This window comes from Streptococcus sanguinis, from assembly GCF_003943735.1.
GTDB lineage: Bacteria > Bacillota > Bacilli > Lactobacillales > Streptococcaceae > Streptococcus > Streptococcus sanguinis_E.
The window spans coordinates 283,421-300,295 of the sequence record NZ_RJMV01000001.1; the positions used below are offsets into that span (position 1 = coordinate 283,421).

At 43.9% G+C, this 16,875-nt stretch carries 19 protein-coding genes and 1 riboswitch; all 19 genes read right to left on the minus strand.

The features are described 5' to 3' along the window. Positions 1 to 15: 15 nt before the first annotated feature. The 19 genes from D8877_RS01475 to cobT all read right to left on the minus strand — a co-directional run bounded on the left by D8877_RS01475 (position 16) and on the right by cobT (position 16,874). Positions 16 to 1,110, minus strand: coding sequence for an ethanolamine utilization protein EutH (locus D8877_RS01475; protein WP_125352182.1), 1,095 nt, complete (start codon positions 1,108 to 1,110; stop codon positions 16 to 18). 16 nt (positions 1,111 to 1,126) lie between these two features. Continuing rightward, the gene (locus D8877_RS01480) at positions 1,127 to 1,408 is read right to left on the minus strand and encodes a EutN/CcmL family microcompartment protein (protein WP_011836570.1); all 282 of its coding nucleotides are present in this window, start codon (positions 1,406 to 1,408) and stop codon (positions 1,127 to 1,129) included. A 14-nt stretch (positions 1,409 to 1,422) separates the two neighbouring features. After that, entirely contained in the window at positions 1,423 to 2,070 is a 648-nt protein-coding gene (locus D8877_RS01485; RefSeq protein WP_002910475.1) for an ethanolamine utilization protein, read from the minus strand. A 31-nt stretch (positions 2,071 to 2,101) separates the two neighbouring features. Then, positions 2,102 to 2,728 (minus strand): ethanolamine utilization phosphate acetyltransferase EutD, encoded by a 627-nt coding sequence (gene eutD, locus D8877_RS01490; protein WP_002896361.1) that lies wholly within the window; start codon positions 2,726 to 2,728, stop codon positions 2,102 to 2,104. 23 nt (positions 2,729 to 2,751) lie between these two features. Beyond that, positions 2,752 to 3,393 (minus strand): hypothetical protein, encoded by a 642-nt coding sequence (locus D8877_RS01495; RefSeq protein WP_125352184.1) that lies wholly within the window; start codon positions 3,391 to 3,393, stop codon positions 2,752 to 2,754. A 196-nt stretch (positions 3,394 to 3,589) separates the two neighbouring features. Further along, a complete protein-coding gene (pduA, locus tag D8877_RS01500; RefSeq protein ID WP_002896373.1) occupies positions 3,590 to 3,865 on the minus strand; it encodes a propanediol utilization microcompartment protein PduA in 276 nt (91 codons plus the stop codon). Positions 3,866 to 3,920: 55 nt separating this feature from the next. Further along, positions 3,921 to 4,202 carry a propanediol utilization microcompartment protein PduA gene (gene pduA / locus D8877_RS01505; RefSeq protein ID WP_125352186.1) on the minus strand — a complete coding sequence of 94 codons (282 nt, stop codon included), beginning with the start codon at positions 4,200 to 4,202 and terminating at the stop codon, positions 3,921 to 3,923. Positions 4,203 to 4,236: 34 nt separating this feature from the next. Next, entirely contained in the window at positions 4,237 to 5,715 is a 1,479-nt protein-coding gene (locus D8877_RS01510) for an acetaldehyde dehydrogenase (acetylating) (protein ID WP_125352188.1), read from the minus strand. Between the two features lie 6 nt (positions 5,716 to 5,721). Then, a complete protein-coding gene (locus tag D8877_RS01515; protein ID WP_125352190.1) occupies positions 5,722 to 6,285 on the minus strand; it encodes a BMC domain-containing protein in 564 nt (187 codons plus the stop codon). Positions 6,286 to 6,300: 15 nt separating this feature from the next. Beyond that, entirely contained in the window at positions 6,301 to 6,954 is a 654-nt protein-coding gene (gene eutL, locus D8877_RS01520) for an ethanolamine utilization microcompartment protein EutL (protein ID WP_032913438.1), read from the minus strand. Positions 6,955 to 6,969: 15 nt separating this feature from the next. Beyond that, a complete protein-coding gene (eutC, locus tag D8877_RS01525) occupies positions 6,970 to 7,890 on the minus strand; it encodes an ethanolamine ammonia-lyase subunit EutC (RefSeq protein ID WP_004192040.1) in 921 nt (306 codons plus the stop codon). Positions 7,891 to 7,906: 16 nt separating this feature from the next. Further along, positions 7,907 to 9,277 (minus strand): ethanolamine ammonia-lyase subunit EutB, encoded by a 1,371-nt coding sequence (locus tag D8877_RS01530; protein ID WP_002903902.1) that lies wholly within the window; start codon positions 9,275 to 9,277, stop codon positions 7,907 to 7,909. A gap of 31 nt (positions 9,278 to 9,308) precedes the next feature. Further along, entirely contained in the window at positions 9,309 to 10,742 is a 1,434-nt protein-coding gene (gene eutA / locus D8877_RS01535; RefSeq protein ID WP_111676323.1) for an ethanolamine ammonia-lyase reactivating factor EutA, read from the minus strand. A 113-nt stretch (positions 10,743 to 10,855) separates the two neighbouring features. Then, the gene (locus D8877_RS01540) at positions 10,856 to 12,292 is read right to left on the minus strand and encodes a sensor histidine kinase (protein ID WP_125352192.1); all 1,437 of its coding nucleotides are present in this window, start codon (positions 12,290 to 12,292) and stop codon (positions 10,856 to 10,858) included. Next, the gene (locus D8877_RS01545) at positions 12,292 to 12,867 is read right to left on the minus strand and encodes an ANTAR domain-containing response regulator (RefSeq protein WP_002910490.1); all 576 of its coding nucleotides are present in this window, start codon (positions 12,865 to 12,867) and stop codon (positions 12,292 to 12,294) included. The genes D8877_RS01540 and D8877_RS01545 overlap by 1 nt, the downstream gene beginning before the upstream one ends. 24 nt (positions 12,868 to 12,891) lie before the next feature. Continuing rightward, the gene (locus D8877_RS01550; RefSeq protein WP_002898216.1) at positions 12,892 to 13,236 is read right to left on the minus strand and encodes a BMC domain-containing protein; all 345 of its coding nucleotides are present in this window, start codon (positions 13,234 to 13,236) and stop codon (positions 12,892 to 12,894) included. Positions 13,237 to 13,332: 96 nt separating this feature from the next. Then, a complete protein-coding gene (locus tag D8877_RS01555) occupies positions 13,333 to 14,475 on the minus strand; it encodes a 1-propanol dehydrogenase PduQ (RefSeq protein ID WP_002903897.1) in 1,143 nt (380 codons plus the stop codon). 310 nt (positions 14,476 to 14,785) lie between these two features. Then, a riboswitch (adenosylcobalamin (AdoCbl) riboswitch) is annotated at positions 14,786 to 14,934 on the plus strand. 260 nt (positions 14,935 to 15,194) lie between these two features. Then, entirely contained in the window at positions 15,195 to 15,794 is a 600-nt protein-coding gene (locus D8877_RS01560; RefSeq protein ID WP_002896396.1) for a cob(I)yrinic acid a,c-diamide adenosyltransferase, read from the minus strand. A 12-nt stretch (positions 15,795 to 15,806) separates the two neighbouring features. Continuing rightward, positions 15,807 to 16,874: a nicotinate-nucleotide--dimethylbenzimidazole phosphoribosyltransferase gene (cobT, locus tag D8877_RS01565; RefSeq protein WP_185760139.1), complete on the minus strand. Its 1,068-nt coding sequence runs from the start codon at positions 16,872 to 16,874 to the stop codon at positions 15,807 to 15,809. Position 16,875 lies beyond the last annotated feature (1 nt).

A 16,875-nucleotide genomic window follows, 5' to 3' on the forward strand; every position in this document is an offset into this window, starting at 1 on the left:
TTCATACCTCCAAGTCTAAGCTTCCTTCTTCGTTAAGAAGAAAGCCAGTAATACCGCTGTGATACCGCCGACAAATTTACCAATCATCATCGGCACAATCATTTCCGGTTTTTGACCAGCTGTGAAGCCTAGGTGATCTCCGATAACAAAGGAAGCAGATACGGCAAAGGCTACGTTGATAATCTTACCGCGTTTGTCCATATCCTTCATCATCTGGAACATGGCAATGTTATTAGCCAGAGAAGCTACCAAACCAGCTGCACCAACTTCGTTCATTCCTAGGGATTTTCCGATAGCAGAAAGCGGTTTGTTGGCTACCTTGGTAAAGACAGCTACCAGACCAAAGGCTCCAGCCAAGGTTACGGCAATCGTTCCAACAACTTCAAAGGCTTCCTTCAGTGTTTCAGCACCTTTTGGATAGAGACTGATGAGCCATTCATTTCCAGTCAGAAGCTGCGCTGCACCAAAAGCCAAACCAAGCGTTGCCAAGATAACAATAATCTGACCAAACACTTCAAAACCTTTGATCATAGCATTAGGTGCCAAAAGCAATCCTACGAAAATCAGAGCTGATACAATGATAATCGGAATAAGATTGACAATCAAGGTTCCAAAAGGCAGACCTGGTACGAAAAATCCTCCGAGAAGACAGCCAATCGGAACAGTTACCAAACCGTATAAGATTCCGCGAGCCAAAAACGGACGATCATCTTTTTCGATAATACCCAAGGCAACTGGAATCGTAAAGACGATGGTTGGTCCCATCATAGAGCCCAGCACAAAGGCAGCAAAATTTCCTACTGCTGGATCCTGAGCCAGACTGAGAGCCAGAGGAGCTCCTCCCATATCATTGGCAATGAAGGTTGTCGCAAAGATAGACGGGTCAGCGCCCACCAAGCCATACAAAGGCACGACAATTGGTTTCAAGACATCCGCCAAGAGGGGAGCGATTACCATAATCCCAGCCATAGACAGAGCCAAAGCTCCCATAGCCATGATTCCTTCTTCAAATTTTTCACTTAGTCCTAGTTTGCCACCGATACATTTATCCACTGCACCGATCAGCATGAATAGAACCATGATATAAATGATAATTTCATTGATACTCATAACATTACCTTAGTTTCTAATATTCTTCATCACTGTGATAGTCAACCTTGTCAATGATAGCCACAACAACCATATCCACAGGTATATTTACCTTATTCAGGCTCATACGGGCAGAACTGCCAGTGGTTACCATTACTTGGTCTCCTTCGCCTGCACCGATGCAGTCGGCCACAATAAGCAGAGCTGGGTCACTTTGATGTTCATTTAGCTGCCGTTCGACCACTAAAAATTTCAAACCATTTAAATTTTCGTCTTTTCTAGTCGCCCAAAGGCTTCCTTTTACTTTACCAACAAACATCTTTACCCACTCCTTTATTCTATGATTTCTATTTTTTGACGTTTTAGATAATCTCTCGCCAAGGCTGTCACAATCATTCCTTTTTCTATTTTAAAGCTTCCGCTTTCAGGTAAGCCCATCTCTCTCAGCCTCTTCTCTGTCAGCAAAACTGGCTTGCCTGGCGCCTTAGTCTTCTGGCTGACTTCTTCTGCCACCGCCCGTTTCACTTCCGGGCGAGGCTCTTCAGCCTGATCGCTTTCTAGGAGTGCTAAGAGTTGGCCTTCTTTATAAAATTGCAGACCGTAGCGAATAAGCTTTTCTCGCTGTCCCTGCAGTTCCTGATACAAGTACACTTTAGAAGATTGCTTGTACTGTTGAATAGCAAAGGCGTTGTCTGATACGAGGACTTTTTTGCCTTTCAAAAGACTCTTTAAAATGACTGCTTCCTCCACCGCTAAAGGGCAAAGGGATGAGAGTCTTAGAAAAGCATCAAAACCAAGTGACTCAACAACAACAATCTCTGCTGTGCAAGAATCTTTTACAACTTGAAAGCCTTCCCCTTCTAATAAGTCAGGAATCTTATCGCCTCCAATGACGTATACTGAAGGTTTCTGAGGCTTTTTCTTCAACTTTTCCATCAGGCGGTCTGTAATCAAATCTACTAAATGATCTAGATTTTCCATTCTTTACCTACCTTTTATTTGCTCATACGACTTATTTTTTAATAATCCGTCCGCGTGTTCCTTTTTTGAAACCACAGGCATTAGCTTCATCGTAGTCAATATGCATATAAGTCGCAAATTTAGGACTAACACGGATGACTACATCATCAAATATCAGCGGACGAGCACCTTCTACTCTGACTTGTACAATCTCATGATTTTTTACATTCAGACGTTCAGCATCTTCCGGTGTCATATGAACATGACGCTTAGCTACAATCAGGCCCTTATCCAGACAAACTGCCTTGTCTCCATGAGCCAAAATGACGCCCGGTGTTCCTTCGATATCGCCGCTTTCGCGAATGGGAGCCTTGGTGCCCAGCTGCAAACAGTCGGTCAGAGAAACTTCTACCTGAGAATGTTTGCGAACAGGTCCCAGAATAACCACATTGTGAAAAGCGCCTTTTGGACCGACAACTGTCAGCCTTTCTTGACTAGCGAACTGGCCTGGCTGTGATAGGTCTTTTGCTTTTGTTAATTGATAGTTGGGACCAAACAAGGCTTCCAAATCTTCCTGACTCAAATGGACATGACGTCCGCTCGCTTCTACCTCAAATGACCCCTGCAATTCTTCCTGAACTTTATCAATTACTTTATTTACCAAATTTTCTAAAGTCATTGCTGTTCTTCTTTCTCTTGTTATTAGCTTGCTATCAACCAGAGCAAGACTTCAATTGATTTTAATAATTGAGAAACCTTACAAGCAAATTGATCTCTGTCACCATCAGCAGCCTGCTCCAATTCTTTGCGCAGGAGGGTCGTTTCGATATATGTTTCATAGCAATTCAGCTGCCAAGTCGGTTCTTGATAACTCATCATAACCGTTTCTTGATCGAGCTGTCGACTGACCCGAATGGCCTGCAATTCTGCATTGCTAGGCAGGTCTGTCTGGTAATCAGAAATATCATCCAGAATATGCTGACCAACGATTTGTTCTACTATGTTCAATAGTTGGCCAACTTGCTCACACTTTTCATCCTGAAAAGCCTGATGCAATTCTCTCTGGTTCTTCAAAAAGCAAGTATAAAGTTTAGTCAGTCTAAATAGTCGTGGATACACAGCAGAGTCCTCAAGGTTTGTAATCGGCACCCTGATAGCATCAGCAGCTGAGCCTGTTTTCCCTTTGGTCTGACCTGAAGAAATGATTCGAATATGGTGATCATTGAGAAAACCTCTGGCTGCTGGCGTCAGTTTTTCATCTTTGTTTAATTCAAAGACACCGTTATCAGCGAGAACGGATTCTCTATAAAGCTTTCTAATCTTAGCTTCTGTAAAAACTGACATGTATTCACATCCTTCTACTCCGTTGATACTCTGTGAAAATCAATCTGATACTCTCTGAAAATCAACATTTCTGTCTAGTATCGAGCTACTGCTCATAAGCTTCATTTTCACTGAGTATTCTATTTGCATCAGAGGCCTGTATCAAGCCTGAAAACTACAATACAAGCCCTTTCAGCAAATATTTATCTGCCCCAGATTATTTGGGCAGAATGACTTCCACTTCAGCATGTGGACGTGGAATTACGTGAACTGAAATCAATTCACCAACATTTTCAGCTGCAGCTGCTCCAGCATCTGTTGCAGCTTTGACTGCGCCGACATCACCACGAACCATTACAGTTACCAAACCAGCACCGACTTGTTCTTTACCAATCAAAGTTACGTTAGCGGCTTTGACCATTGCATCAGCTGCTTCGATTGCGCCGACGAGTCCTTTTGTTTCTACCATTCCTAATGCATTTGCGTTTGCCATGTTTATTTCCTCCAATTATTTTCTTGTTTTTAATTTTATCCGAAAGTCTGTAATCTTATTCTTGATGAGGCAAGATTACTTCTACTTCAGCATGTGGACGTGGGATTACGTGAACTGAAATCAATTCACCAACGTTTTCAGCTGCAGCTGCTCCAGCATCTGTCGCTGCTTTGACTGCGCCGACATCACCACGAACCAAGACTGTTACCAATCCAGCGCCGACTTGTTCTTTACCAACTAAAGTTACGTTAGCCGCTTTGACCATTGCATCAGCTGCTTCGATTGCACCGACAAGTCCTCTTGTTTCTACCATTCCTAATGCATTTGTGATTGCCATGATTGTATCCTCCAATTATAATGTTTAATATTGACTATTTTAGTTTTTCCAATACGCGTTGAACCAACAAGGTTACCAGTTCTTCTTCGTTTGATCCGTCAACTGCTACTGCTTTTGGTTCTTCCACTGCCATATTTTCTGCTTGTCGCAGGTCTGACAGTTCAGCTGTTCCGTAAGCTACACGACGGATATTGAAGAGATTGAGCGGGCTGACATTATCAGATGTCGCGCTGCCACCCACAGCTCCACAACCCAAAGTAAAGGCTGGGAAGAGACCAGTCGTTGCACCGACACCACCCAGAGCTGCTGGCGTATTGATCAGCAGGCGAGATACTGGTTTTTTCAGTGCAAATTCACGAATAATTTCTTCGTTTTGACTGTGAATAGCAAGAGTGTGGCCTGCACCTTCGTGATGCAAGATCTTAATGCTCAGCTCACAAGCTTCCAACCAGTCCTTGACAGTGTAGAAGCCTAAGACTGGAGCCAGTTTTTCCATAGAATATGGATACTGCTTGCCGACGCCTGTTTCTTCTGCAATCAAGACCCGAGCATCAGCTGGAACTGAAATACCAGCTAACTCAGCAATCACCTGAGGTGTTTTACCAACCATCTTCGGATTCATCGCACCACTCGGCTGGATAATGAAGGAGCCCAGTTTCTTAGCATCTTCTGCTGGAACAAAGTAAGCACCTTGTTTCTTGAACTCTGCTACAACCTTTTCCTTCATATCTTCTTCAACGATGATCGACTGCTCAGATGCACAAATCACACCATTGTCAAAGGTTTTAGAATCCAAAATCTGACGAACTGCTTTTGGCACATCTGCTGTTCTTTCGATGAAGGCTGGACCATTACCAGGACCTACACCGATTGCTGGTGTACCAGATGAGTATGCTGCTTTGACCATGGCATTTCCGCCAGTCGCCAAAATGAGATTTGTATCCTTGTGTCGCATCAACTCATTGGTAGCTGCGATGGATACCCGATGAATCGCACTGATGGCTCCATCCGGACATCCAGCTGATTTAGCAGCTTTCTTGATGATTTCCACCGTTTCCTCAATACACTTAAGAGCATTTGGGTGAGGAGAGAAGACGATACTGTTTCCTGCCTTCAAGGCGATCAAAGCCTTATACATAACCGTTGATGTCGGGTTGGTTGATGGAATCAAGCCAGCAATGACACCGACTGGAACCCCAACTTCCAAGACTTTCTTTTCCTTGTCTTCGCGAAGAACCCCAACAGTTTTCATATCCTTGATTTCTTCAAGAATACCTTTGGAAGCAAGAGCATTTTTCAACACCTTGTCTTCCCAGCGGCCAAAGCCTGTTTCCTGAGCTGCCATCTTAGCTAGGCGTTCACGCTCATCATAACAAGCTTTCGCTACTACTTTTACAATGGTATCAATTTGTTCTTGGCTCATTTTAGCAAGTTCTGCTTGGGCTTTCTTTGCATCCCGAATCAAATTCCTTACTTCCTGAATCGATACCAAATCTTTATCTTCTAAAAACATCCGCAATTACTCCTCTCCTATTGTTTCCATCAAAGTCTCAACGAGAAGTTTCTTGTTGGCAAATTTGATTTCTTTCTTGCTGAGACGGATACCTTCTTGATGATAGGCAAGGCTGCGTAGTTCGACGACTTTTAGTTTTTCCAGTTTTTCTCTGGTGTAGGTCCTTGTCTCTCCTTCAAGCTTCTCTGCTGGTTCAGCCTTAGTTTCCTTTACAGGCTGAGGCTTTTCTTCGATTTTTTCTGAAGGGATTGTTTCCGCCGTAGAAGCAATCTCTTTTTTAGCTGTTTTACTGTTTCTCTTTGGTACAAAGAGAAGGTCTGTCTGGTTATCCAACCTAGAAATTACATGGCTGGCCAGATAGTAAGGTTTATCCTGTACCAACTCAACTGCCGCATCAACCGCTGAGCGGACTGCACTGACATCGCCTATCAATTGAACCGTATTCAAACCAGCTTTGACCGTTTCAATATTAAGCAATGATACATTGGCAGCCTTCAAAGCCGCATCTGCCGCAACTACAGCACCTAGATAACCTTTTACTTCAATTAAACCTAGTGCTCTATCTGCCATTTAATCAACTCCTAATCAATAACTTTTAGGATCATTTGCTACTGCGATAACTGCATTCGCAAATGCGTCGCAGGCAGCTCGGCATGCTGACTGTGATCCGACCAGAAGGCCGCCGGCAAAGTTGGTTTCGCTCGGTGGTCCATAGAAGGCGCCAACCTGCACATCTGCCGCTTTCAAAGCTGCATCCAGTGCCACCATAGCTTCACCCGGTGGAGCAATCAAATAAGCAATTGCTGTTCCTTCTTCTGCATTAGCTCCCTCTGACAGGTAAGAGCCCGCACGAGAGATACAATGAGCAAAATAAGGAATGCTGTCATCATCATTGGCACTGTAGAAGCTAGCCCCATTTTCGATTTCATAGACTGCTACATCCAGACCGCTGCGAACTTCTTCTGGGTTTGGACCAGCCAAGATACCGATGACTTCACCAGCCAGCTTAGTTGAAGCGTTGCCTGCACCAGCGTACATACTGCGAGCATAGACTACTTCGACATCTGCTGCCTTGGTTGCTTCATCCAAGGCTACATAAGTGACATCATCACAGTCAGAAGTGATAATTCCCAGGCTTCTGTGATGTGGTTTAAGCTCCAAAGAAGCTGCCAAACCTGCATCCACGTTTGAAATCAGAAGGGCACTTAATACACTTGCACCTAATCGATCATTTTTCAAAGCCACTACCTCCTATTATTTCAAATCAATTCCTGATTTCTTATTATCAAGAATCTTCTTAATGATTTCTGCTACATAGGCTCCAGCTTCAACGGCTGGTGTTCCGCCTTTATGAATATTGGAAACAACGGTCCGTTTCGCTTCCGGCATACCAACTGTTGGCTTGTAAGCCAGATAAGCACTCATGGACTCAGCTGTTACCAGACCTGGACGCTCACCAACCAGCATACAAATAACTTCTGCACCAGTCAGCTCTGCGATTTGGTCCATAGCCGCAACCCGAGCATGCTTGATAAAGAGCACTTCACCAAAGTCCAGTCCGAACATTTTCAAACCTTGCTTCAGAGCTGGCAGGAAGTCTTTGACATTAGCCTCGATAGCTGATGAGCTAAGACCATCACCAACGACAATCTGAACTTTGGCATTAGGTTTGCATTTTTCCTTGATAATAGCCTGCTGATCTTCTGGGAAGACCCGGCCAAAATCTGGACGTGTCAGGTACTCATCCTTAGTTGCTGCCTTGGTCTGTACAGGAATGAAGCCCATTTCCTTGACAAAGTCATCTGATACATAGGAGAAGACCGCATCCTGAGCTGCCGCATGGTCTGCACGGAAACGCAAAACACTTTGTGTCTTGTAGCGATCACCTGCCCGCCATAAGCCCAGACGTGCCGGAGTAAATTTCTTAATCTTCCTGTAGGCTTCTTCATTGATGGCATTCGGAACCAAGAACTGTTCCTGAATGTCTACTTCTGTTATATCCGGAATAATGCCATCTTCAATCACTGAAGTGTCTTGTTTGACTTCTTCCTGCAGAGAAACCGCAGGTTTTTCAGCTTTGTTCTGGTCAGTCGCTGCTGTTTCTTTAACAGCTGAGTCGCCGCCCATCTCATTTAACAATGAGCGAATCATTTCTTTTAATTGCAATTCATCCACAATGATTTCCTCCTTGCTAATTTGATTTCATAAAGATGGATCCGTCTCCGCCGATTTCTGTCAGGTGACCATCTTCCATCAAGCCCATCTTTTCCATCCACTCTTCAAATTCCTTAATCGGACGTTTGTTGAGGAGAGAACGCATAGTCGCTGTTTCATGGTAACCAGTTGTTTGATAGTTGAGCATTATATCATCACCGTGAGGAATCGCCATGATGTAGTTAACATTAGCTGCTCCGAGAAGAACCAAGAGATTTTCAGCGTCGTTTTGGTCAGCCTTCATGTGATTAGTGTAGCAGATATCACAACCCATTGAGATACCAGTCAGTTTGCCCATGAAGTGGTCTTCCAAACCAGCACGGATAACCTGCTTAGAATCGTAGAGATACTCAGGTCCGATGAATCCAACAACGGTATTTACCAAGAATGGATCGAAGCGTTTAGCAAAACCATAACAACGAGCTTCCATAGTCACTTGGTCTGCTCCATGGTGAGCATCAGATGAAAGTTCAGAACCTTGACCTGTTTCAAAGTACATGACATTCGGTCCAGCAGCTGTTCCCACTTTCAGAGCTGTATCCCAAGCTTCTTGAATGATTTTAGCATCAAAACCAAAAGCTTCATTTCCTTTTTCAGATCCGGCGATAGATTGGAAGACCAATCCTGTCGGAGCACCTTGATTCATGGCTTCGATCTGAGTAGTAACGTGAGCCAGCACACAGTGCTGAGTTGGAATCTTGTACTCTTCGATGAAGTCGTTAAACTTATGCAAGACACGTTTGGTACTTTCTACTGAGTCATCCACTGGGTTCAATCCTAAGAGAGCATCCCCACATCCATAAGCAAAACCTTCCATAGTAGAAGCCATGATACCGTCTGGATCATCTGTGGTATGGTTTGGTTGAAGACGAGAAGAGAAGGTTCCCGGCATACCAATCGTTGTATTGGCATGTTTGGTAATGACAATCTTATTGGCAGCTACAATCAAGTCCAAGTTGGTCATCAACTTAGCAACTGCTGCTACCATTTCAGAAGTCAACCCACGAGACAGCCACTGAATATCTACGTTCTTAGTCTTGTTATCCAAGATCCATTCACGCAGCTCTTCTACTGTCCAGTTCTTAATCTTTTCGTAAGTACGAAGATTGACGTCGTCGATGATAATCCGTGTTACCTCATCTTCTTCATAAGGCACTACCGGATTATTGAACAAATCAGACAGTTTTAGCTGAGCTAGTACAACCTTAGCAGCGACACGCTCTTCGGCAGATTCTGCTGCTACTCCGGCTAGCTGATCCCCGGATTTGTACTCATTGGCTTTGGCCAGCACTTCTTTTACGGATTTAAATTCGTAAAGCCGACCAAACAATTTTGTTTTCAAAATCATGGATTACTTCCTCCTTTGTGTAAATAAAAGTTTAATTAAACACCAATGTTTTCACGACAATCGGTAAGACCGATCCTTCAATGACTGGATTACCAATATCGATATAGTCGCCATTTTGAACATCCACTGAGTCAATGCAGACAAATGGATAATCCTTAGGCAACTGAGCAAAGAGACATTGACCTAGAACCTTGGCCATATCTTCTCTGACCACCACTAGCAACGGAATTTTCTTTTCAATGCTTTCTCTCATTCCCTTGACAATAGCCTCTGCGTATTCCAAAACCCGGGCGAAGCTTGGGCTTTTTTCTCCATTGATTGCCAAAGCCACCTGCTGGACTTCATTTTCCAGTGTGAACCAGGCCACCTTGTCCTTGATAATCTGCTGCAGCCCCTCCTTGTCCTCATGCTCATCAGAAGCTGCCAGCTTGAGAACTGGAATGTTCTTAATAGGAAGGATATCGGAGATGTAGGTAATGGTGCTGCCGCTGACATCGGTCGTATGGCTGCCCGCTCCAACAACGGTTGCCCGGATGGTCTCAGCTGACTGGATGACTTTCTTTTGATCAAAAATCTTGGATTTGCTCAGCGCCCTGCCTAGCAAGATACCGATATCCCCATAGCGGAAATCATCCGCCGAGGTCGTTTCCAAGTATATTCCATCAGCTACACCACCAGAGAAAGATACGCAGTGGAGATCATAGTTCAACTTGAGACCGTGGTTGGTCTGTAGGAGCTCATAGTAAGGACTGTGATTGTCAATTCCTACAGACTGTTCTAATACGGAGACCATTTCTTGAATCAGTCGATCCAAATCAGCTCGATGGACCGTTTCACCAACTGCCAGCTGAAGCCCCTGCTCTGCAATGATAGTCTGCAGTTTTGGAGCAATATAGCTAATCCGCTGGGTCTGCGGATCCATCTTTATCAGCCGACCTCCGATATCAAAACACCCTGTATCAATCACATCTCCTTCTCGGAAGACTGCCAGATTGGAAGTCCCCCCACCAATATCAATATTGACTACTGATGTATGATGCTCTTGAGAATACTGATGGCTGCAGGCCCCTTTACCAGCAATGATGCTCTCAAGGTCTGGACCGGCCGTCGCAACGACAAAGTCACCAGCATAGCCACTCAGTGCTTGAAGCACCTGACTGGCATTTTCCTTGCGAGCCGTCTCACCAGTAATGATGACTGCCCCCATCTGAATATCTTTTTTCTGAATGCCTGCTTTCGCATACTCATTCAGAACAAAGTTTTTGATCTTATCCACCTCGATCAAAAGTTGATCCGAAATTGGTGTGAAGATAATTTCACTTTTATAAAGAACTTTTTTATCTGTAATATAGACACGAGGAATAGTAAACACAGAAGCAATATTCTCGATGGTAAGCTCTGACAAGATCAGCTGTGTAGTGGCTGTCCCGATATCGAGCCCCACACTCAAAATTTTATCTGACATACTAAAAACCTCCAAAAAAAGACGCTCAAAGCAATGCAAACAAACGGAGTTCATTTACATTCTTCAAGCGTCATTGCTTTTTTCGACTGACATCATTGTTAGTCTGGTAGTATTTATTTTTTAAAACGAATGGTCGTTGTCGTCCCCTCACAGTCTGAGTGGATAGACAAGGTTCCAAACAACTTTCCTTGGACAAAACGCTCCACCAAGAGTAGACCCAGATGATTTTCAAAGGTGTGCTCTCGATTGTAACCGCTACCATTATCCAGTACTTTTAAAGTTATTATATCATTTTTAAATCCAACCTGCAAACGGATTTGCGGTTTTTCTGGATTTTTTTTGTCCTTAAAAGCATGTTCATAGCTGTTCTGCAGTAATTCATTGACGATTAGCGCCAGTGAAGTGGCTCGGCTGCTGTCGAGACAGAGTTCCGGTTCCAGGCTGTAGGTCAGGGTTATTTCCCTATGCCCGGAAAAACAGCGCTGAACATTATCGATAACTCTCTTCAGCAGATGCTCAATCTGAATGCTGTCATCCTGCTGAGAAGACAGGAGTTCGTGGGTCGCCGCTATAGAGAGCACACGATTCATACTGTCATTAAGAGCTTTTTTGGTGTCTGCTCCTAAACTTTGCTGAGCCTGTAGTCGCAGCAAGGAAACAACGGTTTGCAAGTTATTCTTTACCCGATGGTTCATTTCACGAATGGTAGTTGTATGGGTTAAGAGCTGCGCTTCCTTTTCCTTGATGTCTGTAATATCCTTACAGATCATGACCACATTTTCACTTTCAGCCAGCAAATAGCGTTTGACCAAAAAGCAATATGTTCCATAATGTACCTCAACTTGGTGAGGTTTTTCTTGAGGGGCTTGCGGTCCCAGTTGCTGGATTTCTTCAAAAGTCAGACTGTCTAAGACCAGATTGCTGTAGTGCATTCCCTCAATCGAGTCCATATAGCCCAGCTTATGGCGATAAGAATCGGCAGCTGCTTGATTGAAATACTTGAGATAGCCCTGCTGGTCAAAGACCAGACAAGCTTCGTCAATATGATCAAATAAAACAAACTGCTCTTGCGCTGAAATCTCAGGAGTGCTTCGCAACCCAAAACCGTCGTCCTCTTTATCCAAAGAAAAGTGGTCCGGTAAAGTCTGAGGAGCATTTTTTTCGATAATCAGCGTTCCGATGACGCGCTCTTCTCTCACTATCGGAAAGACCGTCTGGTGAATGGCTAAGCCCTCCTGCGATCTGGCCGAAAGCCCAATCGAGGGAGCGCCCGTCTCCAAGGTTCGGATAACACCTGGCTCATTTTCCAGATAAGCCATAGCACCTACGACCGAGTTTTCGTACAAGCTGAGCTTGCTTTCCGGTTTTTTGTGAAAGATGACAATGGCATGTTCCGAAAAGATATTCTTTACGTCAATGAAGACATCTTCATTAGCATAAGCTGAGTTTTTCAATAATTCGTCAGCCTGTTGGACAAGATGCTCGATATCAGCCTCATCCAAATTTGTCTGTTCCCGACAAAGCTGCTTTATCTTATCTTTATACATCATTACACATCATCTTGGAGCACCAGCAATTTGGCAATCTCAATCATCGGCACTCTCTTTTGCATACTAATTGTCCGAATGCGCTTGAAAGCTTCTGGCTCTGACAAATGATCACGAGCCATCAGCAAGCCTTTAGCCTTTTCAATCACAATCCGATCGTCTATTTTTTTAGACAGTTTGACCATTTCATTGGACATCTGCTGAAGCTGGCGGCCCTTCTCAATGCAGATCTCTACCATTGGAATCAAGGACTTGGCATCCAAAGGTTTAACCAAGTAAGCACTAATCCCATTGGTTTTAGCTTTTTGAACATAGTGTTCATCGCTGTAGGCTGACAGTAGAATCACACTGTAGGCTAAAGCGTCTTCGAGTATCTTTTTACCCGCTGTCAGGCCATCCAGAAGCGGAAGCTTGATGTCCATCATGACCAAGTCACAACGATATTTCTGACACAAATCAATAGCCTCAAAGCCATCGGATGCCTCAGCCACCACTTCATAATCAGCTGCCTCTAATATATTTCGGATATCTAATCTTACAATTGGATCATCATCAACAATTAGTATTCTGCCTTTCATACTTCCCCTCGACAGTTTGATTTTTTATGTCCGTGTTACGACAGTGCTGGAGAAGCCCAAAATCTCTTCCAGACCTTGTAAAACGGCAATGAGAGCTGCCTCAACAGAAGAAACGTCACCTGTCATCACGACAGAGCCGCTGAAACGATCCACAAAACCAACTTGAACATCCGCAGCCTTGGTCGCAATATCAACCGCAATGATAGCCGCTTCACTCGGAGTGATCGTCAAGATTCCAATCGCATCCTTGATTTCTGCCTGCAATCCTAATTTTTCAAAAATGACTTCATCAGGATTGGCGATAAGGTGCGCCAAGGTCACTTGTTTCCCAGGAACGTATTCCTGTATCATTCTTTGTTTTTCTTCCAATTTAGTAAACCTTCTTCATGATTTTAAACCTTCAGAAGTGTACTGCATGCTCTTAAACATTATACAATAATTTTGGCATAACAGCAATTCAGAGGATTAAAACGCTTTCTCTAATACTTTAAGCAGTTCTTCTGCCGTAGGGACGCGAGGGTTAGTCGGAGTACAGCCATCATGTAGAGCAGCTTCTGAAATTTCTACCTTGTACTGAGCAAAAGCATCTGCTTTCACACCATATTCTCTTAGAGAAGTTGGCATCTCCAGCTTTCTTTGCAGTTTCTTGATGGCTTCAACCAGCTGTCTTACTCCTGATACAGGGCTTGAAGCACTGCATCCCAGTAGTTTGGCAATATCCTGATAGCGGCTTGCTACAGTCTTGTCTATCGCCTGCCGGTTCCGGTTGTTGAATTCGATACCAGCATTATATTGAATGACATGGGGCATTAAAATACTGTTTAAACGACCATGAGGCACATGAAACTTAGCTCCTGCCGCATGTGCCAGACTGTGATTGATACCCAAAGAAGCTGTGTTAAAGGCCATACCAGCCAGAGTGGATGCTGCATGCATCTTTTCACGCGCTTCTACATCCTGACCATTTTTGTAGGCTTTAGGTAGGTATTCAAAGACTAGCTTGATTGCCTTTTCAGCCAAGGCATCAGAGAAGTCCGTAGCCTTGGTCGATACATAAGCTTCAATGGCATGGGTCAGTACATCCATTCCAGTGTCAGCCGTGATGTTACCAGGAAGTGACAGAACCAAATCCGCATCTAAGATAGCTACATCCGGAAGGATTTCTTTGGTCACTAAAGGATATTTGGTACCTCTCTCTGCATCCGTGATGACAGAAAAGGACGTTACTTCAGATCCAGTTCCGCTTGTCGTCGGAATGGCGATGAGAATGGCCTCTGAGAAGGCACCCTGTTTCTTGGCAAAATAATACATAGCCTTGGAAGCATCAATGGCAGAGCCTCCGCCAATAGAAAGCACAATGCTGATTGGCTTGTCTCCTGCACTCTTGATACCAGCCACAACCGTTTCGATTGGCGGATCAGGCACAATGTCTGTGAAAACAACAATGTCATTGCTGTCATCAAAGTTGGCTAAAATGGCATCCAGCGTGCCAGATGTCTTCAAAAAAGGATCGGCAACGACTAAAATATGCTCGTTTTTATAATGGCTTAATTGCTGCAGAGCGCCCTTGCCCACATGCAATTCAGTCTTATAGGAAATCTTATACATCTTTTCTCCTTTCTGTTGTATCTATTTTTAAACAAAAAGAAACTATATGAAAATAAGACTGCTCCCCTACACACGTCACAGCATTTTCATATAGCTTCATTGCTTATTTATCTTCAGTACCCCTTTGTACTATATTGAATTATAACACAAAAGCGCTTTCAAGGCAATGAAAAAGTCATTAATATAAGAAATTTTTAGTGCCGCATCCCCTTGCAAAGCCAAGTTTATTTGAAGAATTAAATTTTTATTAAAATTTAGTTCATTTTCCTTGTAATTCCCTGTGAAAGGTGTTACAATCTAGTTACTAGGAAATTGATTTTAGTACTTTTAAGGATATGGAAGTCTGGTGCAAATCCAGCGCGGTCCCGCCACTGTGATAAGCTTTTCAGCTTTAAGTCAGGTCTTTATTCTTAAATTTTAGTAGATTTCATGCCTCGATGTAAGGTAGTGATGTCAGTTTGGAACAAACATTTTAGCTTAGTTTCCATTATTGACTCTACGTTTAAGTACGTTAATTTTCTAAAGATGAGGTTTCACTTGTCTTTCTGCAAAGGAGCAGAGTCAATAATTGGAAAGCTAGTGCTAATCAACGAAGCTTAGCATGAAGATACGATGATGTATAGGCGGCTTTCTTTTTTAGAATATCAAAATAAGTTCTGTCCTTCCAAGACTCAGTAAGAGTCAATTTGGAAAGACAGAACTTTTTCTGTTTCTTTTTGTCACTGGCGTTTGCTTGCCCAACGCTCAACATCCGCCTTGGTGATATTGTGGAAGACCTTAGCACCTCTTTCATAGGCGATGTCTTCTTGATTTTTAGTAAAGTTGATTACTCGAGCCAAGGCAAAGAAGTAATCTGATAGACGGTTGACAAAAATCAGGACATTATTGTTAATTTCTGTAGTCCACATAGCCCCTACGATATGACGCTCTGCCCGTCTTGCAATGGTCCGAGCCACATGAATCATGGAAGCAATCTCGTCACCGCCTGGCAGGATAAATCTTTCCAGAGCCGGTGGAATTTCTGCGTAGGTATCAATCCTCTCCTCAATCCAGTCAATCAGTTGCTGATCGACCTTATAAGGGTAAACTCCCTTTGGTGTAGAGAGGTCTGAACCACAGTCAAAGAGATAATGCTGCAGCTGGAGCAGCTCATCTCTCAGCTTATCATCCTTGTCCAGCTTGGTAATGGTATAACCAATCCAAGAGTTAAGCTCATCAATGGTTCCGTAAGCATTAACTCGTTCTGCATCCTTGGCGACACTTTGGCCGCCAACTAGCTTGGTCAAGCCCTTGTCACCTGTTTTTGTATAGAGTTGCATATTTTTCCTCCTTTAAGTCACATTTTTGCGAATATCAACATAATCTTCTTCTCTCAAGCTGCCTTCAGCAAAGGTTGGCATGTGCTCCATGGTATAGACAGCATTTTCCAGCAGAAAGAAAGCCAAAGGACAGCCCGAGCCTTCACCTAGCCGCATATCCAGCAAAAGCATAGGCTCCAGTCCTAGAAAGTCACTGACCAGTTTGTAAGCAGGCTCCGTCGAAGCATGGGAAGCAAAGGTATAGTCCAAGACATGAGGAGTCAGCTGATGGGCAATCAGCAGCCCCGTCAGAGAAATAAGACCGTCCACTACACATGGCAGCTGATAGCTGGCACAGGCGAGATGAGTGCCTGCCATAGCCAGCATATCTAGCCCACCAAGCTTAGCGGTCAGATCCAGAATATCTCCATAAGGAGCGTGACGATCCAAACACTGCTGGATAACGGCAGTTTTATGAGTTTTCATATCCTGAGTCAGACCAGCTCCATAGCCTGTGACGTCTTCTGCTTTAAGACCGAGAACTGCCGCAATGACAGCAGCCGAGGTGGTGGTGTTGCCAATCCCCATTTCTCCAGTTCCAAAGAGACGATAGCCGTCTTTGATCAAGGCCTCTGTCTTCTTGTAGCCGACTAGAATTGCCGCTATAGCCTGCTCGCGAGTCATGGCCTGCTCCTTGAGCATGTTACGCGTCCCATGACAGACCTTGTCCTTATTTTCCTCAAAGATATCCTTCTTGCAGCCAATGTCTACCAGGCAGATGTCTGAACCAGCATGTTCTGAAATGGCACACAAGCCTGATTTCCCTACTAGAATATTGCGAGCAACAGTATAGGTCGTTTCTTGAGGATTGGCAGAAACGCCTTCAGCCACAATGCCATTATCTGCCACGTAGACGAGAACAATCTTCTTCTCTAAATCAATGGGACCAGAAAACATGGCATGCAAGCGAGCATAGATGGTCTCGAGCTTCCCTAAGGAGCCTGGCGGCTTTCCTAGCTGATCACAGTAGCGCCGGCCTTCTTGAAGCTTGTCTTTGTCTATCGGAAGAATCTGCTCAATAATTTTTTCTAAGTCTTTCAAA